The 24846-nt window shown below is 45.9% G+C and carries 26 protein-coding genes; 19 read left to right on the top strand and 7 right to left on the bottom strand.

All coding sequences use genetic code 11. The features are described 5' to 3' along the window. Positions 1-14: 14 nt before the first annotated feature. The 14 genes from AC0VXX_RS08790 to AC0VXX_RS08725 all read left to right on the top strand — a co-directional run bounded on the left by AC0VXX_RS08790 (position 15) and on the right by AC0VXX_RS08725 (position 12368). On the top strand, positions 15-1643 hold the full coding sequence (locus AC0VXX_RS08790) for a methyl-accepting chemotaxis protein (RefSeq protein ID WP_475516805.1): 1629 nt from the start codon (positions 15-17) through the stop codon (positions 1641-1643). A 110-nt stretch (positions 1644-1753) separates the two neighbouring features. After that, positions 1754-2143: an ACT domain-containing protein gene (locus AC0VXX_RS08785; protein WP_475516804.1), complete on the top strand. Its 390-nt coding sequence runs from the start codon at positions 1754-1756 to the stop codon at positions 2141-2143. Positions 2144-2179: 36 nt separating this feature from the next. Next, the gene (locus AC0VXX_RS08780; RefSeq protein WP_475516803.1) at positions 2180-2437 is read left to right on the top strand and encodes an HPr family phosphocarrier protein; all 258 of its coding nucleotides are present in this window, start codon (positions 2180-2182) and stop codon (positions 2435-2437) included. 13 nt (positions 2438-2450) lie between these two features. After that, positions 2451-4157: a phosphoenolpyruvate--protein phosphotransferase gene (ptsP, locus tag AC0VXX_RS08775; RefSeq protein WP_475516802.1), complete on the top strand. Its 1707-nt coding sequence runs from the start codon at positions 2451-2453 to the stop codon at positions 4155-4157. A 67-nt stretch (positions 4158-4224) separates the two neighbouring features. Beyond that, positions 4225-4734 (top strand): PTS glucose transporter subunit IIA, encoded by a 510-nt coding sequence (gene crr / locus AC0VXX_RS08770; RefSeq protein WP_475516801.1) that lies wholly within the window; start codon positions 4225-4227, stop codon positions 4732-4734. A gap of 280 nt (positions 4735-5014) precedes the next feature. Continuing rightward, a complete protein-coding gene (locus AC0VXX_RS08765; RefSeq protein ID WP_475516800.1) occupies positions 5015-5356 on the top strand; it encodes an ArsC family reductase in 342 nt (113 codons plus the stop codon). Then, positions 5356-6486, top strand: coding sequence for a succinyl-diaminopimelate desuccinylase (dapE, locus tag AC0VXX_RS08760; RefSeq protein ID WP_475516799.1), 1131 nt, complete (start codon positions 5356-5358; stop codon positions 6484-6486). Before AC0VXX_RS08765 ends, dapE begins: the two co-directional genes overlap by 1 nt. Next, a complete protein-coding gene (locus AC0VXX_RS08755) occupies positions 6480-7157 on the top strand; it encodes a M15 family metallopeptidase (protein WP_475516798.1) in 678 nt (225 codons plus the stop codon). The genes dapE and AC0VXX_RS08755 overlap by 7 nt, the downstream gene beginning before the upstream one ends. A 25-nt stretch (positions 7158-7182) precedes the next feature. Continuing rightward, positions 7183-8019, top strand: coding sequence for an alpha/beta fold hydrolase (locus tag AC0VXX_RS08750; RefSeq protein ID WP_475516797.1), 837 nt, complete (start codon positions 7183-7185; stop codon positions 8017-8019). 114 nt (positions 8020-8133) lie between these two features. After that, entirely contained in the window at positions 8134-8745 is a 612-nt protein-coding gene (gene can, locus AC0VXX_RS08745; protein ID WP_475516796.1) for a carbonate dehydratase, read from the top strand. Positions 8746-8955: 210 nt separating this feature from the next. Beyond that, entirely contained in the window at positions 8956-10140 is a 1185-nt protein-coding gene (kdnA, locus tag AC0VXX_RS08740) for an 8-amino-3,8-dideoxy-alpha-D-manno-octulosonate transaminase KdnA (protein WP_475516795.1), read from the top strand. Between the two features lie 87 nt (positions 10141-10227). Continuing rightward, complete coding sequence (gene kdnB, locus AC0VXX_RS08735; protein WP_475516794.1) at positions 10228-11298, top strand: 3-deoxy-alpha-D-manno-octulosonate 8-oxidase KdnB; 1071 nt, start codon at positions 10228-10230, stop codon at positions 11296-11298. 76 nt (positions 11299-11374) lie between these two features. Beyond that, complete coding sequence (gene kdsB, locus AC0VXX_RS08730; RefSeq protein WP_475516793.1) at positions 11375-12112, top strand: 3-deoxy-manno-octulosonate cytidylyltransferase; 738 nt, start codon at positions 11375-11377, stop codon at positions 12110-12112. 19 nt (positions 12113-12131) lie between these two features. Continuing rightward, positions 12132-12368 (top strand): DUF2897 family protein, encoded by a 237-nt coding sequence (locus tag AC0VXX_RS08725; RefSeq protein ID WP_475516792.1) that lies wholly within the window; start codon positions 12132-12134, stop codon positions 12366-12368. A 104-nt stretch (positions 12369-12472) separates the two neighbouring features. Here the strand turns inward: AC0VXX_RS08725 and AC0VXX_RS08720 are convergent, their stop codons facing one another. The 5 genes from AC0VXX_RS08720 to dapA all read right to left on the bottom strand — a co-directional run bounded on the left by AC0VXX_RS08720 (position 12473) and on the right by dapA (position 19362). Next, the gene (locus AC0VXX_RS08720) at positions 12473-12799 is read right to left on the bottom strand and encodes a hypothetical protein (protein ID WP_475516791.1); all 327 of its coding nucleotides are present in this window, start codon (positions 12797-12799) and stop codon (positions 12473-12475) included. A 150-nt stretch (positions 12800-12949) separates the two neighbouring features. Further along, positions 12950-16048, bottom strand: coding sequence for an efflux RND transporter permease subunit (locus tag AC0VXX_RS08715; RefSeq protein ID WP_475516790.1), 3099 nt, complete (start codon positions 16046-16048; stop codon positions 12950-12952). Continuing rightward, complete coding sequence (locus AC0VXX_RS08710) at positions 16045-17130, bottom strand: efflux RND transporter periplasmic adaptor subunit (protein ID WP_475516789.1); 1086 nt, start codon at positions 17128-17130, stop codon at positions 16045-16047. Before AC0VXX_RS08710 ends, AC0VXX_RS08715 begins: the two co-directional genes overlap by 4 nt. Before the next feature lie 228 nt (positions 17131-17358). Next, positions 17359-18474 carry an outer membrane protein assembly factor BamC gene (bamC, locus tag AC0VXX_RS08705; RefSeq protein ID WP_475516788.1) on the bottom strand — a complete coding sequence of 372 codons (1116 nt, stop codon included), beginning with the start codon at positions 18472-18474 and terminating at the stop codon, positions 17359-17361. A gap of 3 nt (positions 18475-18477) precedes the next feature. Further along, entirely contained in the window at positions 18478-19362 is an 885-nt protein-coding gene (gene dapA / locus AC0VXX_RS08700) for a 4-hydroxy-tetrahydrodipicolinate synthase (RefSeq protein WP_475516787.1), read from the bottom strand. A 239-nt stretch (positions 19363-19601) separates the two neighbouring features. Here dapA and AC0VXX_RS08695 point away from each other — a divergent pair, with 239 nt between their 5' ends. Both AC0VXX_RS08695 and bcp read left to right on the top strand, forming a co-directional pair. Further along, positions 19602-20156, top strand: a complete 555-nt coding sequence (locus tag AC0VXX_RS08695; protein ID WP_475516786.1) for a glycine cleavage system transcriptional repressor — start codon at positions 19602-19604, stop codon at positions 20154-20156. Beyond that, positions 20153-20635: a thioredoxin-dependent thiol peroxidase gene (gene bcp / locus AC0VXX_RS08690; protein WP_475516785.1), complete on the top strand. Its 483-nt coding sequence runs from the start codon at positions 20153-20155 to the stop codon at positions 20633-20635. Before AC0VXX_RS08695 ends, bcp begins: the two co-directional genes overlap by 4 nt. Positions 20636-20829: 194 nt before the next feature. Here bcp and AC0VXX_RS08685 read toward each other — a convergent pair whose 3' ends face one another. Both AC0VXX_RS08685 and AC0VXX_RS08680 read right to left on the bottom strand, forming a co-directional pair. Next, on the bottom strand, positions 20830-21954 hold the full coding sequence (locus AC0VXX_RS08685; RefSeq protein WP_475516784.1) for an AI-2E family transporter: 1125 nt from the start codon (positions 21952-21954) through the stop codon (positions 20830-20832). Positions 21955-21984: 30 nt separating this feature from the next. Beyond that, a complete protein-coding gene (locus AC0VXX_RS08680; protein ID WP_475516783.1) occupies positions 21985-22212 on the bottom strand; it encodes a sulfurtransferase TusA family protein in 228 nt (75 codons plus the stop codon). 183 nt (positions 22213-22395) lie between these two features. Here AC0VXX_RS08680 and bepA point away from each other — a divergent pair, with 183 nt between their 5' ends. The 3 genes from bepA to AC0VXX_RS08665 all read left to right on the top strand — a co-directional run bounded on the left by bepA (position 22396) and on the right by AC0VXX_RS08665 (position 24673). Next, a complete protein-coding gene (gene bepA, locus AC0VXX_RS08675) occupies positions 22396-23853 on the top strand; it encodes a beta-barrel assembly-enhancing protease (RefSeq protein ID WP_475516782.1) in 1458 nt (485 codons plus the stop codon). Positions 23854-23936: 83 nt separating this feature from the next. Beyond that, entirely contained in the window at positions 23937-24284 is a 348-nt protein-coding gene (gene arsC, locus AC0VXX_RS08670) for an arsenate reductase (glutaredoxin) (RefSeq protein WP_475516781.1), read from the top strand. Between the two features lie 14 nt (positions 24285-24298). Continuing rightward, positions 24299-24673: a DUF2069 domain-containing protein gene (locus tag AC0VXX_RS08665; RefSeq protein WP_475516780.1), complete on the top strand. Its 375-nt coding sequence runs from the start codon at positions 24299-24301 to the stop codon at positions 24671-24673. Positions 24674-24846 lie beyond the last annotated feature (173 nt).

Raw genomic sequence — 24846 nt, 5'->3', positions numbered from 1 at the left:
TAATAAGGGACATCATGCTCGCGATTCTTAGACGCTTTACGATACTGCAACGGCTTATTTTTATGTTAATACTCGCCGCCATTGGTACTTTCGTTTTTGCTAGTTTTTCGATTAATGAGCAACGTAACAACCTGATTAACGAGAAATGGGTACAAAATGATGCCCAACTCTCAACCATGCTTAGCATCATTAACTCTCATCACATGCAAATTCAGCAAGGTAAGATCAACACAGTGGCTGCCCAAGGTGAAGCCGCCGAGCTGATTAATCATGCCCAATATGGCCAACATGGCTATTTCATCTTATTTGATGCAAATAACACCGTTATTGCTCATGGAGCCAATCCAGAAAAAGTCGGTCAGTCTGTCAACGCGCTAGGCGATCCTGCCGCTTTTAAACAGCTGATAAGCCAAGCCCAGCAAGGAGAATTGGCACAACATCTTGTCGATATGCATGATCCTAGCAATGGTAAGCAAGAGCAGGCATTAGTGTCAGCCAGTGCATTTACGCCATGGGGCTGGACCTTAGTGACTAATGCTTACATGAGTGATGTCAATGACACAACCATTAGCGTGATGTATGACTATTTAGGCATAATGATGCTGATTTCCGTGCCCATTTTTGCCTTCTTCTTGGTACTTAATCACTCTATCAGCGCGCCGTTAACTCAAGCGATTGATGCCATGAACGACATCGCCCAAGGTGAAGGTGACTTAACCAAACGCCTACCCATAACGGGCAACGATGAGGTGGTAGAACTGGCTAAAGCATTTAATGTTTTTGTCGGTAAAATTAACCATATGGTCGCAGAGCTGCAGCCCGTTGGTCATCATCTTAACCAAGATGCCGATCGTTTACTCAATGCCGTGGGTGAATCCAATGCCAGTGTCGATCATCTGCATCAAGAAACCAGCAATGTTGCCACTGCCATTAACCAAATGTTGTCGACCACCCAAGAGATGGCCAGTAATACCCAGCAAGCCGCCGATGCCGCAAACAGTGTTAAACGACAAGCCCTTGACAGTAAAACTCAAATGGATAGCACTGTGAGTAATACCCATAAGCTGGTGGAAGAACTGCGCAGTGCCGAGGTGATCACCGAACACCTTGGGGTCTCTTCACAACAAATTGGCAATATTTTAGAAGTGATCAGAGGCATTGCAGATCAAACCAACCTACTTGCACTTAATGCAGCCATTGAAGCCGCTCGCGCGGGTACCCATGGTCGCGGGTTTGCCGTGGTCGCCGATGAAGTGCGCGCATTAGCTAACCGCACACAAGACTCGACCAATGAGATCCAAAAAATTGTTACCGATATTCAAACCGGTGTCGCGAGTGTGATCGCCAGTAACAACCAAAATCAAGGGCAATCGGAGCAGCTACAGACCCAAGCACAAGCGGTTGGCGACTCACTTAACGCCATTTTGGAGTTAATCGCCCATATCAGTGATATGAATACTCAACTTGCTAGCGCAACAGAGGAGCAATCTTTGGTGACAGAAGAGATAAATCGCAACGTCTGCAGCATCACCGAACTATCAGAGGTCTCTGTTAAAGCTAACGAAAGTAACCGTCTAGCGGCCGAGTCACTTAAGCAAATTAGCCAGACGAGTACCCAAATTCTGGGGCAGTTTAAAGTGTAGGGCTAAAGCCTATACCTGTAAAAGGAGCGCTATTTAGCGCTCCTTTTTTTTAAGTAAACTGTGATAAGCTTAACGCTATTGTTATTTCCCCTAAAGCGAGAGCTAGGATTATGGCGCGCATGACGTTGGCAGTTCACCCGCAGCTTTACACTATCCACAGCTTTAGTCCCGACACAATGCTTAATCCCGACGTGTTACTTCAACCTATGTTTTTTATTGGAAAAACCAAAGATGAATTGTCTGTAGTGGTCCCAGCCGCATTAGCCCTAGATAGCCTTGAGCAAGAAAGAGATTGGCGCTGCTTAGAAGTTGTAGGGCCGCTAGGTTTTTCCATGACAGGTATATTGGCAAGTGTATCGACCACCCTTGCTAAAGCCCAAGTCAGTATTTTCGCCATTTCAACCTTCGATACCGATTATGTGCTTGTCAAAAAGGAGAAGCTTGAACTGGCCATTGGCGCGCTTAAAAAAAACAATTACCAAATCATTCATTACCAATGATCAATCGCTTTATTTCCTCGGTTAAAGAGTCTATTTATGTACCAAAGAACAGTCACAATATTGGCAGAGCACGGGATTCATACCCGTCCTGCGGCGTTATTAGTAAAAGCGGCGAAACAATACGATTGTGATATTCTCGTCGAGTGCCAAGGCAAACATGCCAGTGCCAAGAGTTTGTTTAAGCTACAAACATTAGGTTTATATAAAGGGGTATCTGTTACTGTCACAGCTGACGGTGAACAGGCACAACAGGCGGTAGAGCATGTCTCTGAACTGCTGATCACCTTAAGTTAACAAGGAATTCGAGATGCGCATTAAAGGGATAGCCGTGGCGGGGGGAATCGCCTTTGGGCAAGCAAAAGTGGTCACCCCTTATCACAGCCAGCTCGATTACCATCTTTTACCGCCTGCACAGCTGGGCATTGAACAGGCGCGACTCGACAAAGCGCTCGCCTCATTAATTCAGCAAATAAAACACAGTGCGCAGCATCTCGATCCTGATAGTGAGCATTACCAATTAATTGAGGCAGATTTACTGCTGTTAGAAGATGCAGATCTGCAAGCTGAGCTTCGCGCGGCGATAACTGAACAACAGTTTTCCGCGGCATTAGCGGTAGAACATACCTTTGCTAAACAAGCCCAAGCACTGCAGGCGATGGACTCGCCTTATTTAGCCAGTCGCTCTGATGATATATTAGCTTTAGGCCAAAGAGTCATAACCGCCCTACTCACGGGAAAATGCAGTGCATTAACCGAGTTACCCCGCAACAGCATAGTGATCGCCAAAGATATCACTCCAGCTGAATTTGCCCTGTTACCGCTAGATAACCTCGCAGGCTTAGCATTACAAACGGGGGGCATCACCAGCCATAGCGCCATTTTAGCGCGCAGCTTCGATATCCCCACCCTAGTGGGATGTGAATGCAATCTTAATGATATCGCCGATGGTACGCCTGTCGCCATCGATACCCTAAATGGTTTACTGTTTATCGACCCCGATGCCGAGCAGATTGCTCAACTGACACTGGCTCAGCAACAAGCATTACAGCGTAAAACAGAGTTACTTAAATTTAAAGATCACCCTACTCAAACCTCTGATGGTCACCCCATCGCCCTACTCGCTAACGTAGGCTGCATCAGCGAAATCAATCACCTTAGCTCCGTTGGTGGTGAAGGTGTGGGGTTATTTCGCACCGAATTTATGTTGATGAACCGCCAGCAACTGCCCGATGAGCAGCAACAATATCAACTTTATTGTGATGCATTGCAGCTACTTGACGGCAGAACACTGACGATTCGTACTATCGATATCGGCGCTGATAAAGAGGTACCAGCTTTATCGATGCCCGTAGAAGAAAACCCAGCATTAGGGCTACGCGGTGTACGATACACCCTTGCTCACCCGCAACTGTTTTGTGTACAGTTAAAGGCCATTTTGCGTGCGGCCAATCAGGGACCGATTCGATTAATGTTTCCTATGGTCAATCAGGTCGAAGAGCTTGAGGCGATATTGGCGCTTATCGAGCAGTGTAAAACTGAACTCATTGAGCAGGAAAAGGGCTATGGTTCACTGTCAATCGGTATCGTTGTCGAGACACCCGCGGCGGTATTAAATTTAGCGTCTATGTTGCCATTACTCGACTTTATCAGCATAGGTACCAATGACTTAACACAATATACTATGGCCGCCGACAGAGGCGTTCCTGAGCTCATCAAGCGCTATCCGGTACTCTCGCCGGCGATCATCAAGCTCATCAGTCAAACCATTAGCCAAGCCAATGCTGCCAAGGTCACCGTGTCTTTATGTGGCGAATTGGCCAGTAATCCGCGCGCTACCGCCTTATTAGTAGGTCTTGGCATTGATGAATTAAGCGTTAGTGTGGCCGCCTTACTTGAAATAAAACAAGAGCTCAGCCGCTGGACCTACATTGAGTGTGTCGAACTGGCGCAACATGCTAAAGTGATTTCACGCATAGAGACACTAAATGAGTTGTTAACATGCTGTCACTCTTGATAATTATTGAGTATGCTATCAAAAATATATTAACCGTTCAGCTGTGCATCAGCATAGGGACTAATTAATGGGATTTTTAAGTCGAATTCGGCGCTTAGTGTCAGGCCAGCCACCTATCAGTGGTGGTATAGATGTGTTCGCCCCCGTGTCGGGTGAGATTGTTGCCATCGAAAAAGTACCCGATGTGGTATTTGCCGAAAAGATAGTTGGTGACGGCATAGCGATCGCCCCGAAGGGTCACCAAATATTGGCGCCAATCGATGGGACTATCGGCAAAATATTTGAGACTAACCATGCCTTTAGCATTGAATCTCCCCATGGCTTAGAGCTGTTTGTGCATTTTGGTGTCGGCACGGTCGAACTGCGCGGCAACGGCTTTAAACGCTTAGCCGAAGAAGGCCAGCAAGTGAAGATGGGCGATCCCATATTGGAGTTTGATCTCGAATACCTGAAAACCCATGTGGAAAGTTTACTTACCCCTGTGGTGTTGGCCAATATGGAGGATATTAAGCGTATTGATAAACATCAAGGCTCTATCGAGGCGGGTAAAGACATTATCTTTTCAGTGCAGCTATAGAAATCGCCGAAGGCGTAACGCTTAAGTCTTGATTTAGGGTTTAGCGATTAATGATTACTTTTTAATGCTGAACTTCATGATCTATATACAACTATACAATCAACACATTATTGCGCCTAAATGGCGCAATAATGTCATATCAAACGTGACCTCAAATCAACGTTTTTTAGATCTATTATTATCGTCGCCTATCGTAACACTTGAGCCGGGCAAGACTCGATGACACAATGCAGGCCATAGCAAAGTGATAGCGTAACTCATGTAGCAAGGAGACCCCATTTTGACCCTTTATGGCATAAAAAATTGCGATACCGTTAAAAAAGCCCGTAAGTGGCTAGAACAACATCAAAAAACGGTTGTTTTTCATGATTTTCGTGACGATGGTCTAAACCGAGCCGATTTAGAAGCCTGGGTCGAGACCTTAGGTTGGGAGACGCTATTTAACAAACGCAGTACTAGCTTTAGAAATCTTAGTGATGACGATAAAACCGCCATAGACAAGCACAAAGCTATCGAGTTGATGCTTGCTCATCCTACCTTGATTAAGCGGCCGGTATTAGTGATTCAAGATAAGGTATGGGTTGGCTTTAAGGCCGAACAATACCAGGAGATCTTCAGCTAATGTCCGACGATGTGTTAACGCTGGCGCAAGATCTGATTAGCCGCGCATCGGTTACCCCTCTCGATGAAGGGTGTCAACAGGTCATGGCGGATCGCCTCGCCGCGAAAGGTTTTGCCATTGAATCTATGGTGTTTGAAGACACCACCAATATGTGGGCTAGACGAGGCAATGATGGCCCGCTGTTTTGCTTTGCCGGTCATACCGATGTAGTACCGGTAGGCGATCTTAATCGCTGGCATACTCCACCTTTCGAACCTGTAGTGATTGACGGTTATCTGCATGGACGCGGCGCAGCAGATATGAAAGGGTCGCTCGCCGCCATGGTGGTTGCCACCGAGCGCTTTGTCGAGCAACACCCTAACCATAAAGGCTCAATCGCCTTTTTGATCACCAGTGATGAGGAAGGTCCATTTATTAATGGCACCCCGCGTGTCATTGATACACTCGAAGCTCGTAACGAAAAAATCACTTGGTCGTTAGTGGGTGAACCCTCATCTACCCACAAATTAGGTGACATAGTCAAAAATGGCCGCCGTGGGAGCCTCACTGGAAACTTGACAGTCAAAGGGATTCAAGGCCATGTCGCCTACCCTCACCTAGCTGATAACCCGATCCATAAGGCCGCACCTGCACTGGATGAATTGGCGCGCATGATTTGGGATAAAGGCAATGAGTTTTTCCCGCCAACCAGTTTCCAAATCGCCAATATTAATGGCGGCACCGGCGCATCGAATGTTATTCCGGGTGCACTTGAGGTGATGTTTAATTTCCGTTACTCGACCGAGGTGACCGCCGAGATTTTAATCCAGCGCGTACTCAACATTCTCGATGCCCACGGCTTAGATTATGACATTAGTTGGATCTATAACGGCTTGCCATTTTTAACTGAAGATGGGCCACTACTGCAAGCCACCAAAGAAGCCATTAAAGAGATCACCAATCTCGATACCGATCCGCAAACTTCTGGTGGCACCTCTGATGGCCGTTTTATTGCGCCTACTGGCGCCCAAGTCATTGAAGTCGGCCCAGTGAACGCCACCATCCACAAGGTGAATGAATGCGTTAAGGTCGCCGATATTGAACAGCTTGCCTTGGTATATCAGCGTATATTGGAAAAGCTATTGTGCTAAACACTGGCTACCTTTATGGCCTTGAAAATAATCAGCTTATTGATTATCAAGGCCATCAATTACAAAGCGATACCGCCCAACAATTGATGTTGATGCAAGCCGCAGCTGCCAAAGACAACATCTCATTACAAATTTGCTCCGCTTATCGCGATCTTCCACGGCAACTAGCCATATGGAACGCCAAAGCCAAGGGGCAACGCGCAGTACTTGATGCACGCTCACAGCCTATCGATATCGGACACCTTAGCGAGGATCAATTAATCGATGCCATCTTACGTTGGTCGGCGCTGCCTGGCACATCGCGCCATCATTGGGGCACAGATATTGACGTATTTGATGCGCATCAGATTTCTCGTAAGCAGTTACAACTTGTGCCCAGCGAATATCAAGTCCATGGCCCCTGCCATGCGCTGCACTCTTGGCTCACCCGTTACAGTGGCGATTTTGGGTTTTATTTTCCGTTTCAGGCGGGCTTAAGTGGCGTCAGCCCTGAGCCATGGCATTTGAGTTATTATCCCAAAGCTAACGATTATCTTGCTGCGTTTGAGACTCAAAGCCTCGCCACCATCTTGTCGCAGCAACCCATAGCATTAAAAAACGCGATATTAGCGAGACTCGAACACTTAGTCAGCCACTATGTGTTCCATGTTGCCCCCTCTCCTGCGGGCTAACCTTTATACTTTATATTGAGTCACCATGAACCAACAACTAACACAACACACCCAGCTTATTGACGGTCATACAATGCACTATCTTGACATAGGTGAAGGCCCAGTATTGTTATTCGGCCACAGCTACCTATGTAACAGCACCAGCTGGCAGCCACAACTGGCTGTGCTCAGTCAACATTATCGCTGTATCGTGCCTGATCTGTGGGGACATGGTCAGTCAGATAAACTGCCCGCCTCTTGCCGCTCACTTAAGCAGTTAGCTGAGCAATACTTGGCTTTACTTGATAGCCTCAATATCGACACCTTTGCCATTATTGGCCAAGGCATCGGCGGCATGTGGGGCGCGGAGCTAACCTTGCTCGCGCCAGCTCGGGTCAACAGTTTAGTCATGCTGGGCAGTTTTCTCGGTTTTGAACCCGAAGTGAGCCGCGCCAACTATTACGCCATGCTCGATGAAATAAACCGGACTAAATCAATCTCTGCTGACAATATAAACCAGCTTGCAACGCGTTACTTTAGTGCCTCAGCAGAGCAAGATAATCCGCAGCTAATAAAAGCCTTTAAGCAGCAATTGAGTGTCATTGCACCTGAGCGTATCGACTCGCTACACCGCTTAGGCCGCATCCTCTATGGCAGACGCGATATCATGGAAGATATTGAGCAATTAACCTTGCCTTGTCTTATCATGACAGGCGCAGATGATAGATTGCACCCCATACTCGAAGGCTATCTGATGCACGATGCCATTGATGGCAGTCAATATATCCACCTGCCACAAGCCGGACACATGGCCAATCTTGAGCAAGCAGACCTAGTTAATCAACACCTGTTAGCATTTCATACTCAGCACATAAAGGGCTAATAAGTACCTAAGATGAAACGTTTTACAGTATTTAGCACTGAATAGACCAGCCAAGGTAATATTCAGTGCTAAGATTCTCAGCGAAAAATCTTTCAAAAGACATAATGTTATAAAATGAAACTACTTAAACCCCTGTTTGACAACAATCGCCGCTGGGCGGGCCGAATTCTCGAAGAGAATCCTCATTTTTTTCAACAACTAGCACAGCAGCAGAATCCAGAATACTTATGGATCGGCTGCTCAGACAGCCGAGTGCCCTCCAATCAGATCATCGATCTGATGCCAGGTGAAGTATTTGTGCATCGTAATATCGCCAATATGGTCATTCATACGGATCTAAACTGCTTATCTGTGCTGCAATACGCAGTAGAAGTGCTCAAAGTGAAACACATCATGGTGGTGGGACACTATGGCTGCGGTGGCATAAAGGCCTCCATGGGCAAGCAACGCTTGGGGCTAATTGACAACTGGTTAGGCCATATTCGAGATATTCATCGCCTGCATGACACTGAGCTGGCTCAGCTTGACGACAAGGCCCGTTTCGACCGCTTATGTGAGCTTAATGTGATAGAGCAAGTGGGCAATGTGGTCAGTACCAACATAGTGCAAGACGCTTGGGAGAGCGGCCACAATGTCGCAGTACACGGGTGGATTTATGGCGTAGAAAATGGCTTGCTGACCGATCTTGATGTGACCGTCGACAAAGATATTATTAATCGCCGTTAAGCTCACGGCTCTAGTCACGCAAAATATAACAGCGCATGATTATCCTATCGTGCGCTTTTTATATTCAGCCTCAAACCAAAGCCGTGCTGCAAAAAATCCCTATTTCAGATAAATATTGCTTAATAAACATCGCAGTTGCCCCCTCATCCCAGTTATAATCGACTATCTTTTTTCGCGCACGGCGCGCAGCGAACGCTAAGGAAACTTTCAATGCCTGGTTTTGAACTATTTGGTCCTGAAGAGAAGCAAGAAGTTGCAGATGTAATGGAAAACGGATTTACCTTTCGATATAACTTCGATCACATGCGTAATGACCGCTGGAAAACGCGTGAAATGGAAGCGTTACTGTGCGAAAAAATGAATGTTAAACATGCCCACCTAGTATCTAGTGGCACCGCCGCACTGCAAACGGCCATGGCCGCTGCAGGTATTGGTGCTGGTGACGAGGTGATTGTACCGCCATTTACCTTTGTGGCATCAGTGGAAGCCGTATTCATGGCCGGCGCCGTGCCGGTTTTTGCTGAAATTGATGAAACACTCTGCCTATCGCCAGAAGGTATTGAAGCGGCGATAACCCCACGCACTAAGGCGATTAATTTAGTGCATATGTGTGGCTCTATGGCAAAGATGGACGAAATTAAAGCCATCTGCGAGAAACACAACTTAGTGATTTTAGAAGATGCTTGCCAAGCCATCGGCGGCAGTTATAAAGGCCAAGCACTGGGCACCATTGGTGATGTAGGTTGTTATTCATTTGACTCGGTTAAAACCATCACTTGCGGTGAAGGCGGCGCGGTGATCACTAATAACGACACCATCTATGATCATGCCCATATGTTCTCAGACCATGGTCACGATCATATAGGTAACGATCGCGGCGCCGAAGGCCACCCTATAATGGGGCTTAACTTCCGTATCTCAGAAATGAACTCAGCAATGGGGCTGGCACAGCTACGTAAACTCGACAAGATTATTGAGATCCAGCGTAAGCATAAAAAATGGCTAAAAGAGGCCATGGCAGAACTCACCGAAGTCTCATTTCGTGAAATTCCCGATCCACAAGGCGACTCTGCTGGCTTCTTAACCTTTATGATGCCCACCGAAGCCCGTACCGTTGAGATCAGTAAAAAACTGGCAGAAAATGGCGTTGACGGTTGCTTCTACTGGTATGTTAATAACTGGCATTACCTGCGTAACTGGAAGCACATTCAAGAGCTTAAATCTCCAGCAGCCTTGCCTATTACTCTCATAAAAGATAAACCCGATTACACTCAGGTTGCCGTTCCTAAGTCTGATGCCATCATGAGCCGTACTATTTCTATGCTAATCAAACTTTCTTGGACAGAAGATGAGATTAAGCAGCGTATCGAAAACATTAAGCGTGCTTTTGCTTAAAACACCTATAATGCCCGCCGCGCAGTAACCTTAAACTAACTGCGCAGGCCCGCTCTTACAGTACTAATCCAGAAGGAGAATGTGGTAATGAGTTTTAAAAATTTTAAGTGTGTTCCTAAGATGATCTTTGGTCGAGGCTCATTTGCTGAGCTTGATAAGGTGCTTGGCGCGGAGCGCCAGCAAGCCACTGACTTTGTAGTGTTTTTGGTTGATGATGTTCATCAACATAAACCCCTTGGTACCCGCGTACCGGCAAAGGCACATGATTTAACCATTTACGTTAATGTCGATGATGAACCAACAACGGCGCAAGTTGATGCATTAACTGAACAAGTACAAGCGTTTAATTCTAAACTCCCCGTCAGTGTGGTGGGGTTAGGCGGTGGTGCTACCATGGATTTGGCCAAAGCGGTCTCTTTGATGCTAACTAATCCAGGTGGTTCGGCCATCTACCAAGGCTGGGATCTGATTAAAAACCCAGCGGTACACCATGTGGGGATTCCAACGATATCAGGGACTGGTGCAGAAGCCTCCCGTACCGCAGTATTATGCGGCCCTGTACGTAAGCTAGGCTTGAACTCAGATTATACCGTATTTGATCAAATCATCATGGATTCTGAGCTCATCGATGGCGTACCAAGGGATCAGTGGTTCTACACGGGCATGGATTGCTATATCCACTGCGTCGAGTCACTACAAGGCACTTACCTGAATGAATTTGCTAGAGCCTTTGCCGAAAAATCGATGGAGCTTTGCCGTGAAGTATTTTTAGGCGATCATCCAGAAAAAGATGACAAGCTTATGATGGCATCGTACATGGGCGGTATGAGTATCGCTTATAGCCAAGTCGGTGCGTGCCATGCCGTTTCTTATGGTCTAGGCTATGTCTTAGGCTACCACCATGGAATAGGTAATTGTTTAGCCTTTGATGTACTTGAAGAGTTTTATCCTGAAGGCGTAGCAGAATTTCGCCATATGATGAAAAAGCACAATATCGTACTACCCAAAAATATTTGTAAAGATCTTCCTGATGAAACCATCGCTAAGATGGTCGCGGTGACTAAGAGCATGGGCCCACTCTGGGATAATGTTTACGGTAGCGGATGGGAAGAAAAAGTCACCGACGAGATGCTCACTAAGCTGTTCCGTCGTATCTAACCTCCGGCCTCTCGCATAAGGCTCTATATGAGCCTTTTATCTTGAGGCCACTTACTTGTAAAAATAGGTATCTATAATGAATGTAACTCTGTTAATCCCTGCGCGCTATGGTTCTAGCCGTTTCCCCGGCAAACCTCTAGCTCCGATTAACGGTAAGCCAATGATACAGCACGTATATGAACGTGCCGCGTTGGCAAAAGGAATCACCGCCATTTATGTGGCCACCGACGATGAACGCATCAAAGCTGCGGTAGAATCGTTTGGCGGTCAAGTCATCATGACAGATGAAAATGCGGCATCTGGCACTGACCGTATTGAAGATGCTATCACTCAACTTGGGTTAAAAGACGATGACTTAGTCATTAACCTGCAAGGTGATCAACCACTCATCGACCCTATCACCATTGAACAGATCGTCAGTCTGTTTGAGCGTCACCCCGGTGAATTTGATATGGCAACCTTGGGCGTTCAGATCACTAAAGAGAGTGAATTAAACGATCCTATGCACGTTAAAATGGTGTTTGATAACGATTATAATGCCTTGTATTTCTCCCGTGCCGCAATCCCTTTTGGTCGTGATACCAAGGACTATCCTGTCTATAAACATTTAGGCATTTACGGTTACACGCGCGCCTTCATATCGACATTTGCTAAGCTGCCTCTTGGCCGTCTGGAAGATTTAGAGAAATTAGAACAGCTTCGCGCCCTAGAATACGGTTATAAAATCAAAGTGGCGATCAGTGCATTCGATTCACCAGAAGTTGACACTCCTGAAGACATTCGCATCTGCGAAGCACGTTTAGCCGTCGACTAATAATAACCAGAGGTGAGTCATGTCGAGTCTAGAAACTTGGTTAATTATCATCATAGTCATCGCTGTGATAGCCAGTAATCTTGCTGTGCTCAAGTACAGCGCTAAGTTTAAGATGCATCAATTTGGCAAGGGGCACGCCCAAAAGCCTAAACTTAAGTCTAAGGACAAGGGCCAGCAGGAAGAAAGTGACTCGCCTCAAGCGGAACCGCCAAGCGCTAGCGATAACAGCGATACAGATGCCAACCCAAAGCCTTAAACACCGACATCTTTACACTGAAGCGTGATACCCACTCATCTTTACTAGAAAGGCTTACCTAAGGTAAGCCTTTCTTTTATATCACTTAACCCCTAATATCTTTATCACTTATGCCCTAATAATAGTGCAGTCCATTGTTGTGGATCACCAACAATAAATTGATACTGGCTACCATCTTTTAAGGTGACTTCGATACCGTCAGGGGTAATAGGTAAAATCCCGGCACCTTTACCCCAGCAAGTATCGACCTTAACAACATCAGCTAAGGCTAATGAAGTGGGACCTATGATGGCGGACGTATCAAAAGGCTCAAACTGTAAGTGATAACGGGTTTTGCTGAGTCGACCATCGCAGCGAATCGCTCCTTTTTGTGCCGTCACCGGCGCTGATCTCGTGCTCCCTGCCGTCATGTTCACAATCTCAGTTTTCATCGCAACTAACTCCCTTATTGCATCGCATTGGTGATAAAAAATCCTTATAACATTAAAGATATAACACCTTTTTTGACGTTGTTAATTAGCAAAACGTCATAGATAAAAAAAGCCAACCGAACAAGGTTGGCTTTTTATTCATCGCTTAGACTAATTAGGTTGTTGCAGTTCTTGGTCAAGCTGCCTGCTAATCGCTTCAGGTGAACTGGTATTTTGCGCCAGTAATGAGTAGGCAACGGGGATCACAAGCAGTGTAAAGATAGTTGCAAGTACAATGCCTGACAATACCACAACCCCAATCACAAAACGGGTTTCTGCCCCAGCCCCTTGCGCCATCACCAAGGGGATAGCCCCTGCCGCTGTCGTGATCCCCGTCATCAAAATGGGGCGTAAACGCTGGCTTGACGCTTGTACAATCGCTTCTTTGAATACCAAGCCTTTATCACGTAGCTGATTGGTAAATTCAACAATCAAAATACCATTTTTAGCCGCTAAGCCGACCAACATAATAATGCCTATCTGACTGTAAATATTAAGGCTTTGACCTGTAAGCCATAAACCGACCAGCGCGCCTAATGTGGCTAGCGGTACCGTCAGCATGATCACTATAGGATGAACATAACTCTCAAATTGCGCAGCCAGAACCAAAAAGACAATCCCTAAGGCGAGTAGGAATACAAAGTACATTGAACTACCCGACTCTTGATAATCCAGCGACTGCCCTTTATAGCTAATCACCGCCTCAGCTGGCAGATAGGTATAGGCAAGCTCGTTAAGGTAATCTAACGCCTCGCCTAAACTGTAGCCATCGGCCAAATTAGCCTCAATGGTGATTGCCCGCATTCGGTTATAGCGATTAAGCTGGCTTGCATCGGCAAACTCCTCCACCGACACTAAGTTAGCTAGCGGGATCAACGCCTGAGTGCGGTCGGAGCGAACATAGATATTGGTTAAATCATGGGCGGTGTTTTGATTATCGCGCTCACCTTCGATGATCACATCATACTCTTCACCGCCTTGCATAAAGGTCGTCACGAGTCTTGAGCCTAACATCGACTCCAATGTTCGACCTATATGCGAGATTGATACCCCCAGGGCAGCGGCGCGATCTTTATCTATGACCACACGCAGTTGTGGCTTGGTTTCTTGATAATCGTGATCTAGGCCAATAAGGTTAGGATTATCTTTGGCTTTTTCCAATATGATGTCACGCCATTTAGCGATCTCTTCATAGCTTGGGCCGCCCAAGACAAACTGTACCGGCTTACCCACTCCTCGGCCAAACGCTTGTCGCATGACAGGAAAAGCTCGCACACCTGCGAGATCGGCCAGTCGTGCCCGCACATCACCTATGATCTCAAAGGCGCTGCGTCGCTGCGACCAATCCTCTAATACGATAATCGCCATCCCATTAGAGAAATTGGCACTACGACCAAAACTGCGTGGCGCCCTGATAAGCAGACGTTTAATATCACCGCTATCAACCAAAGGCATCAGGCGTGACTCAATCTCGTCCATATAGGGAGTGATATATTCAAAACTGGCACCCTGTGGTCCATTGACGATTAAGAACATTGAGCCTCTATCTTCACGGGGGGCAAATTCTTGTGGCACTTGAGTCATTAACCAGCCACTCATTCCCAGCGCAATAATCACCAGAGAGGACACCACAAATGGATGCTGCATCGCCTTGGTGAGCGTCGCACGATAAAAGAGCGTCAAGCTGTCCATTCCAGCATCGATTTTTTTCACCAACCAAGATTCCTGCCCAGCAGGTTTGAGTAACTTAGAGCACATCATCGGACTTAAGGTTAAAGCGACAATGCTTGAGAACACCACTGCAGAACTCATGGCTACGGCAAACTCTTTAAACAGCTTACCTAAATCACCCTCTAAAAAGGTGATGGGCATGAAGACGGCAACTAACACTAACGTGGTCGCGACGACCGCAAACGCCACCTCCCGTGAACCTAAATAAGCGGCTTTTAATGGCGAATCGCCCTCTTCTATCCGCCGGTGGATGTTCTCTAGTACTACAATAGCGTCGTCAACTACCATACCAATGGCTAAAATCATCGCCAGTAGGGTTAACAAGTTAATGGTGTAACCTAGGGCATAAAGTACAATAAACGTCGCCATTAACGATACAGGCACTGTCAACGCCGGAATTAACATGGCGCGTACACTGCCCAAAAATAGGTAGATCACCACTATCACCAAAAACATGGCGATAAATAAAGTTTGATACACCTCCTTGACCGAGGCTTCGATAAATACCGAGCTGTCGTATGAGCGCTTAATCTCCATCCCTGCGGGTAAGGTAGGATTGATTTTATCGACTAAGGCGTTGGCTGCGCGCGCCACATCTAAGGTATTAGCGGTCGATTGCTTAGAGACGCCAAGGCCTATCATCGACTCTTTATTGCCTCTAAAGGTGATGCGTTCCTCTTCTGAGCCCACTTCGACTCTAGCCACATCACCTAACTTAATCAGGTATCCATCATCACCTTCAGCCAAGACTAAATTGGCAAAATCGTTGGCATTTTTAAAGCTACGCTCTAAGCGTACGGTAAAATGACGATCTTGAGATTCGACAGAGCCTGCAGGTAACTCGACGTTTTCTGAGCGCAGCACTCGCTCAATATCGGCAACGGTTAGCTTTCGCGCCGCTAAAGCTTGACGATCTATCCATACTCGCATGGCATAGACTTTACCGCCACCGATGCGAATATTGGCCACACCATCGAGAACGGAGAAACGGTCAACTAAATAACGACGGGTATAATCAGTCAGCTGCAAGGTATTCATCTGATCCGAGACCAGATTAAGCCACATGATCACTTCATCGCCGCCATTGGCTTTTTGCACTTCTGGCGGATCGGCTTCCTCAGGTAAATTGTTGAGTAACCCCGAGATGCGATCTCTGACATCGTTAGCGGCCGCCTCGATGTCTCGGCCAACATCAAACTCTAATGTCACCGACGAACGTCCATCTTGGCTCGATGAATTAATATTACGGATCCCCTCGACGCCACTGATACGGTCTTCAACCAGCTGAGTTATCCGGCTTTCAACTACCGCTGCGCTTGCACCGCGATAATTAGTTTGAACCGACACTATCGGAGGGTCGATATTGGGGTATTCGCGCAGTGGCAACTTATCAAACGCCACTAAGCCAAATACAATCAACAAGATGCTAATGACGGAAGCAAAAACCGGTCGTTTTACCGACAAATCCGTCAAGATCATACTAGAGGCTCCACCTTAGCCTGCTGAAGAAAACTAAAGTTTTCGCTCATCTGCACTTTCACTTCATCACCAGGGCGAACCTTTAAAATACCGCGGGTCACAACCTGATCGCCCACCTGTAGGCCTTCAACAATCTCCACCCAGCCACGTTTACGAATACCCAGTTTAACTTGGCGTTGCTCTATCACATTGTCATCGTTAACGAGATAAACAAATTGCTCACGCTGGATAGGAATAATCGCCGCTTCGGGAATAATTAAGGCTTCACGGTTTTGCTTGATAAGCTTGACCTTCATCAACATACCAGGCAATAAACGTAAATCTTGATTGGGCAAAGCCGCACGCACTACAACCGCGCGCGTGGTGGGGTTGACTCGGCTATCGATGGATACCACCTTACCGCTAAACATCACGCCATCGTAGGCAACCGCACTGGTTTCTACCGTCTTACCCACTTTAAGCGACTGCAAGAAGCGCTCGGGGACGGAGAAATCTAATTTAATGGTGGAGATATCATCGAGCGTGGTTATAACAGTACCTGGTGTCACCAAACTGCCTTCACTGACTTGACGTAAACCAAGGCGGCCTGAGAACGGTGCCAGTATGCGCCTATCTTTTAATGCTGATTCAGCTTGCTCTAACTGCGCCTTGGCAGTGTCGATTAAGGTTTGTAGTCGATCTCGTTCCAGTGCGGCTACTGTTTGACTGGTCACTAGTGAGCTAATACGTGCCAGCTCTCTTTTATGATCGTTCATCTTAACCCGAGCGACCGTAACACTGGCTATCTGCTCTCTGTCTTGTAAGCGCACCAATAGCCGGCCTTTCTCGACAATGTCCCCGTCTTCGAAATTCAGCTCGGTGATCATGTCGGTCACTTTAGGTGTGACAGTGATCGATTCATTGGCTTTGCCCGTACCTAGGGCTTCAACTTCATCACGGATCGGCTGCATTTCCACCTTGGCAATAACCACATTAGGTATCGGCCTTGGCTTAACACTCTGCTGACTGGTAGATGGGTTGTAGTAATAATAGGCGCCAGCGATTGCCGCTAATATCATTAAGATTATTATAGTTTTTTTCATCAATCTTCCGAATGGCATCAATTTGTTAACGGTAGTTTACCTAGGATTTAAGGCGCATCAAGGGGTTTTACTTTTGGTTACAAACTTAACACGCAGCAAACACTGTTGCAGTACGCCCAAAATGGATAAAGCGATCAATTGCGGTTGGCGATGAGGGAAACCTTAACCATAATGCATAAAAAAAGAGGCTATACTAGCCTCTTTTTAACATCATCACAGGATGTGGATTTAGCGCATTTTACGATCTTCTTGCATGAGATCGGCTAATGTCTGGTAGACAGTTTCAATCATCTCATTACTCAAAGGCTCATCATTCATATCGTTAAGGTAAATACGCGTATTAGTATTATCCCTATCTTGTTCTATACGTAAACGATAGCTACCTTGTTCTAACGGAAGCTTGTTATCATTCCACAACGAACTCCAGAAACCAGAGTCGTCATTAACACTGATAAAATAGAGACCTTTGTTACTGTCCATGTCGACAACTTCAAAGCCCATTTCCGGTAAGACGATGCGTAAGCGCTCCCATGTGCGATTGTAAGGCGCTTGAGCTAACCAATAACTCACACCAGACTCGTTGTCAGCGGTTGGCTCCGCCTTCACTAGACTCACATCGATACCTAGGCTCTGTTTCAGTCGCTTAGCCTTAATTAATTGCGCACGTTTAACGCTCATAAATGCAATAGTGTTATTAAGCATATCAACCGTATAACGGCGTTTATCTTCACCACTTAGGATCACATCTTGATCTTGGCCATCAAAACGCTCTTCATGATCGATAAGCTCGATAGCTAAATTACCACTGCGGCCATGAGGACGCACATTAACGGTAAAGCGATAACGTTGACGCACTAAATAAACGTCGTCTGCGCCCCATAAATTAGAGTCGATTAACTCTTGGTTCTCTATCCAATCGGTTTCGATAATCCCGGCTTCATCATCTTCTTTAACCATCTTAATAGACTTGCTATTAAGATAAGCTTTAAGAATATCAAGCATCTCGACTCTTAAGTCGATATCATTATCAATCGATTCGACCACAACCTTAATACTGTCGCTCGATTCCTCAACGTGAGTACCTTCGGCCATGGGCAATACTTGTAATGGCGGACGAATATCCAGTTTTTTACCCACTAGGCTAGTATCGACCTTGTTACCAACGGACGGAATATCATATTCACTGCTGTATTTAGGTTGATTAAGCCCTTGGGGTATCACCAACTTGGGCTGAGACTCCAATAACACATACTCATCGCTACCATTAGCCTGACGTCTATCAATGGGTGAACTACAGGCTGAAACAGCTGCAATCAGTAAAATTGGGGTGACTTGCTTTAGCATCTATTATTGAACCTCTATTCGGGCATTTTTCATCGCTTCTAGCAACAGACCATGAAACTGGGGTGAAAGTTCCGTCAAAGGTAAACGAATATCACCGTGGCTTATCAAACCCATACGATGAGCAGCCCATTTAACAGGAATAGGGTTGGCTTCGCAAAATAGAGCACTAAACAGAGGTTTAATTTGCTCTTCTATCGCAATCGCGGTGGCCATATCACCATTTAACGCGGCAGCACACATCACTTTAAACGCTTTAGGTACGATGTTGTTGGTGACTGAAATTACTCCGTCGCCACCTAAACTGAGAAACTCACGTGCCGTTGGGTCATCGCCACTATAAAGTTTAAAGTCGTCACCACATAGTTCACGTAACCTTGTGACGCGGCTGAGATCGCCAGTCGCTTCTTTTACGCCAATAATGTTAGGCACAGACACGAGTTCAGCCACCGTTTCGGGTAACATATCTACCGAAGTACGGCCTGGTACGTTATATAAAATTTGTGGAATGTCGGTCGAAGCCGCAACCGCTCGATAATGCGCGATAAGCCCTTTAGGTGTCGGCTTATTATAATAAGGTGTGACACCAAGCATGGCGACTACGCCACTGTTTGCCTGTGCCTTGGTCAGCTCTATCGCTTCCGCCGTTGCATTAGCGCCATTACCACCTATGATAGGTAAGCGTCCGGCAGCAAATTTAACCACGTGTTTGACCACTTCAATGTGCTCAGCCATGGGTAAAGTAGCAGACTCGCCAGTGGTGCCAACCGCGACAATAGCGTCAGTACCCTGTTCTATATGGTATTCGACCAGTTTTTCTAGACTTGCATAATCGACTGAGCCATCACTATTCATTGGTGTGATTAAGGCTACAATGCTTCCGTTTATCATGTGACTTCCCCAAGGATTCAGGATTGGCTATGGTACTGATGCTAAGCGTTAAAAACAAGCATAACTCTCGCCACAGCGTTAGAATTTCACCTTATGGGCACCCTGACTATTTGTTTGAGCGTTTGTTAAGACAGGGATCGCAAAATCACTAACATGTGTTAGCATGTCGTGCTTCAAAAAAACGTTATCGTTTAGCGGCGTTTATTTGTACTATTTTCACAGCAACACGGGGGAATTTCATGTCTAATCATCTGGTCGTCACCGCACTGGGGGCGGATCGTCCCGGTATCGTCAGTAAGTTTGCACGCCTTGCGAGTGAATGTGACTGCGATATTGTCGACAGTAGAATGGCCATTTTCGGCAATGAGTTTACCTTGATCATGATGATTTCTGGTTCCTGGCCTGCCATCACTAAGATGGAAGCTAATTTGCCAGCATTAAGTGTCGAACTGGGGCTATTAAGCGTGATGAAACGCACCTCGAAGCACACGCCACGCCATTATGTGTCACGCCTGCAAGTCTCTTTTAATGGTCAAGATCAGCGCGGCACCATGAAACGCTTAACACAATTTTTGGCCGACCGCTCACTTGATCTTGCAGCCGTACGCTCGCACGCTGAAGAAACCGCTGACGGTGAGCCAATACAAAATGTGTTTTTAACCATTAATGTGCCAGAGAAAGTGGATATCGAACAACTCGAACAAAATATCATCGAACTGGCCGAAGAATTGAACCTTAGCTGCAATATTGAACGTATGCAGGGGATCGACAGCAATCAAAAGGAAAGCGAATGAAAACCTTAGCCCAAGGGGATGTAGCCCCAACCTTTACCTTAAAAAATCAAAACGATGAAGCCATTTCACTCGAAGCTGCATTAAAAGACGGCCCCGTATTGGTTTATTTTTATCCTAAAGCACTTACACCAGGTTGCACAGTGCAGGCTTGTGGCTTAAGAGACAGCAAACCTCAACTTGACGCCAACCAGATCACTGTATTGGGTATCAGCCCAGATCCTGTGGCTAAGCTGGCGCGTTTTGCCGATAAACATCAACTTAACTTCTCATTATTAAGTGACGAAGACCATGCCATTGCCGATGCATTTGGTGTGTGGGGCGAGAAGAAGTTTATGGGCAAAGTGTATGATGGCATCCATAGACTGAGCTTCCTTATCGGCCAAGACGGAAAAATCCTACATGTGTTCGATAAATTTAAAACCAAAGATCACCATGAAGTTGTGATGAAAGTTATTGATAGCCAGTTAGCAATAACTTAATAGATAACAAAAAAGCCAGCTTAATTGCTGGCTTTTTATTATCAAAATGATTGTTGCAATATAAGTTGTTAGCGTGACGTTGGGCTCAACTACCCTATTCTACTGCACTTAATTCAGCAAAAGCTTAATCCACACAGTCTTAATGCCCCCCCTTAACCCGGCGATGACCTTGCAACTTAGCAGAATGAATACACTTAGGCAGATGGTGCAGCTGATGTTTGCTTCTCTGCAGTTTCATCATCAGGTTTATCTACCATTAACGAAGCCGAATTCACTTGCGGCCAAGCATTGATCACCGCTTTCACCAAAGACGCCAACGGGATAGCGAAGAATACCCCCCAAACACCCCACAGCCCGCCAAACACTAATACTGCAGCAATAATAAATACTGGGTGCAGATCAACGGCATCTGAAAACAACACTGGCACTAACACATTGCCATCTAGTGCTTGGATAATGCCATAACCTAACATCAAATAACCAAACTCAGGGCTTACGCCCCATTGAAAGAATGCCACCAAGGCAATAGGCAGAGTCACCAATGTAGCGCCAACATAGGGGATCAAAACCGACAATCCAGTTAACACGCCCAATAAGGCGGCATAACGTAAATCCATAATGGCAAAAAACAGATAGCTGACCACGCCAATGATAAAAATCTCAATCACTTTACCACGAATATAATTAAAGATTTGCTGATTCATCTCTAACCACACTTTACGCGCCAAATCACGATTAGACGGGATAAAGCGCTTGCTACCACGAATAAGTTGGTCCTTATCTTTCAAGAAAAAGAACACCAGCAAAGGTACTAAAATGGTGTAAACCATTAATACCAATAATGATGCTGAGTAACCAATAAGCTGTTTACCTAAATCCAGCAGATGCTGAGTATCGAGTAGCTTTTTAAGCTCACCAACTGTGGTATCTAACTGCTCGGTACTTAAAAATTGAGGGTATTGTTCGACATACGCTTTGATGGTGATAAGCCCTTTATCAAGCATAGAAGGTAAATCTGTGACTAATCCGAGTCCTTGTTTCCAGAGGCTGGGCACCAAACCAAACATCAGCAATATCATCATACCGATAAACAGCACCAAGACTAATGAGGCACCAGTGGTGCGATTGATCCCAATACGGCCCATTTGCGCGACAGGCCACTCCAGCAAAAAGGCTAACACTAAGGCAACCAAGAGTGGCGCTAGCAGCCCACCCGCAAAATAGAGTGCCAGGGCAATACCCACAATGATAAACACTAGGGTTACCGCTTGGGGATCGCTAAATCGGTCTTTATACCAATTGCTCAATAAGGATAACATTCACACTTCCTACTCAGTAATGCATTACAATTACGACCGCGCTGCTTTAACAACGGCGAGTACTAATACTTGGTCATTATTTTGCTGCTCGGTGTACAGATAACCTTGTCGTGTTAAAAAACGCGGCGCATCTTGACGTGTGCCTTTATCAGCAAGACTCACCAGTAGTTGCTCGCCATCGCTCATCTGTTTAAGCGCCAGCTTAAGCTTAACTAAGGCTAAGGGACATCGATAAGAGGTTAAATCAATAAAAGTCATAATCAACTTGCTAAAGACAAACTCCGGCTATTATCCTAAGTCTCTGACTAAACCACAAGTTATCAATTAAGTTGCAGTATACTTTGCTTTTATTACAAGGTGTCACTCGACATAAATGAACTAATGGTGTTCTATTCACTCTAATAATCAACATGATATGCTGATAGCCCGCTAAGGATAAGTTTGAGTAAAATTAACACAGCCAAGTCCCTCCTTGCGGGGGCGATGTCACTGGCCTTGTTTGCTGTAGCCCCTTTGGGTTTTGCTAATAATGACCTGCCGGATCTCGGCACGGCCGCGGTAAACACCTTCAGCTTAGAAAAAGAAAATACCTATGGCGATGCTTATATGCGCGTCATACGCTCCTCTGCACCTATTCTTAACGATCCTGTCTTAAATCAATATATGACAGAGCTAGGCAATAAACTGGTAGCCCACGCCAGCGGGGTCAAAACCCCCTTTTACTTTTTTTTGCTGCGCAATGATGAGATCAACGCATTTGCGTTTTTTGGCGGCCATGTCGGCGTTCATACAGGCCTGTTCCTAAATGCTGATAATGAAAGCCAACTAGCATCGGTTATCGGCCACGAAATCACCCACGTGACCCAACGTCACTTGGCTCGCTCGATTGAAGCCAGAGATAAGAGCTCAACGGCCACCATGGTGGGTCTACTTGGGGCCATTTTGTTGACTATTGCGGCGCCGCAGGCGGGAATGGCGGCAATGGCCACCACTCAAGCTTTGGCGACGCAATCACAAATTAACTACACCCGTCTCCATGAGAAGGAAGCCGACCGAATTGGGATGCAAATATTAGTTGATGCCGGTTTTGACCCTAATGGCGCCGCCGACTTTTTTGCAAAACTAGCGACTCGCTACCGCTTTACCACTACACCGCCACAAATGTTATTGACTCACCCACTACCTGAATCACGGATCAGTGAAGCACGTAATCGCGCCGCCCAATATCCGCATCGATATATCGCCGATAACCTCGATTTTCAGTTAGCTAAGGCCCGTATTCAAGTGCGCTTCTCAAGCTATAGTGAAGAGGCCGCATTAAGCCTATTTCAAAATCAGCTGAAAAAAGGCCAATATGAATATAAACAAGCTGCCGAGTACGGCTTAGCCTTAGCGCTACTGCGAGCAAAGCAACCTCAACAAGCCGAAAAGATTATCGATGAACTACTGGCTCAAGCGCCCAATAATTTGTTTTATTTAGATACCAAAACCGACTTACTGCTGGAACGCAAACAACATGATCAAGCAATTGCTATGCTGGAGAAACAGCGACAACTTAAACCCACCTCTCAGGTGATCAACACCAATTTAGCTAATGCTTATATTGAACACAAACAACCACTAAAGGCGATTCCTATTTTGGAGGAGATGATTTTCCTCGATAAACAAAATCAGTTACCACTGTACTTACTCAGTGACGCCTATAAAGAGGTCGGCAATAAATCGATGGAGCATTACATTAAAGCCGAAGCAATGGCTTTAGCAGCAGATTACGACGGTGCGATTGACCAGCTTAATTTTGCCTATCGCTTATCAGAACAAGATCCACTACAACTGGCACGTATTGAAGCCCGTATTCGCCAATTTAAACAATCGAAGAAAGCGATCGAACAGCTGTAACAACGAGGTGAGCGAACTCTTTGTGACTCCGCTCACCTTTTACAGTAGAATATCGGCAACTTTTGACAACCAGCAGACAACCTATGACGCAAGTAAGTATTATTCATAACCCTCGCTGTTCAAAAAGCCGTCAAACCTTGGCGTTACTTGAAGAAAAAGGCTGTGATATTCAAATCATAGAATACCTTAAGACTCCTCTCACTCAGCTTGAGATCCGCGGCATTGTCGATAAATTAGCGATCACGCCTCGCCAATTGATGCGTACGAAAGAAGATGAATATAAAGCCCAGGGTCTAGCCGATATTGAAGATGATGAACTGCTTATCCAAGCGATGGTAGACACCCCTAAACTTATCGAACGCCCCATAGTGTTAGCCAATAACCGTGCGGCGATCGGACGCCCTCCCGAAAACGTATTAAGCATTTTATAAGGCGTCAATGGTCAATGAGCTCAAATAAGCTATTTCAAATCAGCCGTGCCTGCTACCTGACCTTGTTGTTATTGATGACAGCATGGTTTGGTAATCAAGGGCTAAGTGGCGAATATTCGCTAATTTTTAGTCTGTTATGGATATTGCCCTTACTGGCACCATTAAAAGGCATTTTAAGCGGCGATCCCTACACCTATGCTTGGGGCAGTTTTATTATCTGCCTGTATATGCTGCATGGATTAACCTTACTGTATGTGACCGACACCGCCTTGGTATTTGCCGCGATTGAAGTGCTGTTACTGGCGATATTACTGATCACATTGCCATTTTATGCGCGAATTCGTGGCCGTGAGTTAGGGTTAGGATTAAAGAAGAAAAACAAGCAGTGATCTAATACCTTTACTTGCTTATCCGCGCCCAAGTTCACAAAAAATAGCCCTATGATTAACGCATTAGGGCTATTTTTATGCCAAAGCATTAGTTAAAACTACCCTATTACATTACAAGCCCATCAGGTTAAATAGGTGCCCTCTTTGTTGATGTACTCATTATGGATACAAGA

The organism is Shewanella sp. QJM3NY_23, assembly GCF_056173105.1.
This window is presented reverse-complemented; position numbering and strand designations above follow the sequence as displayed.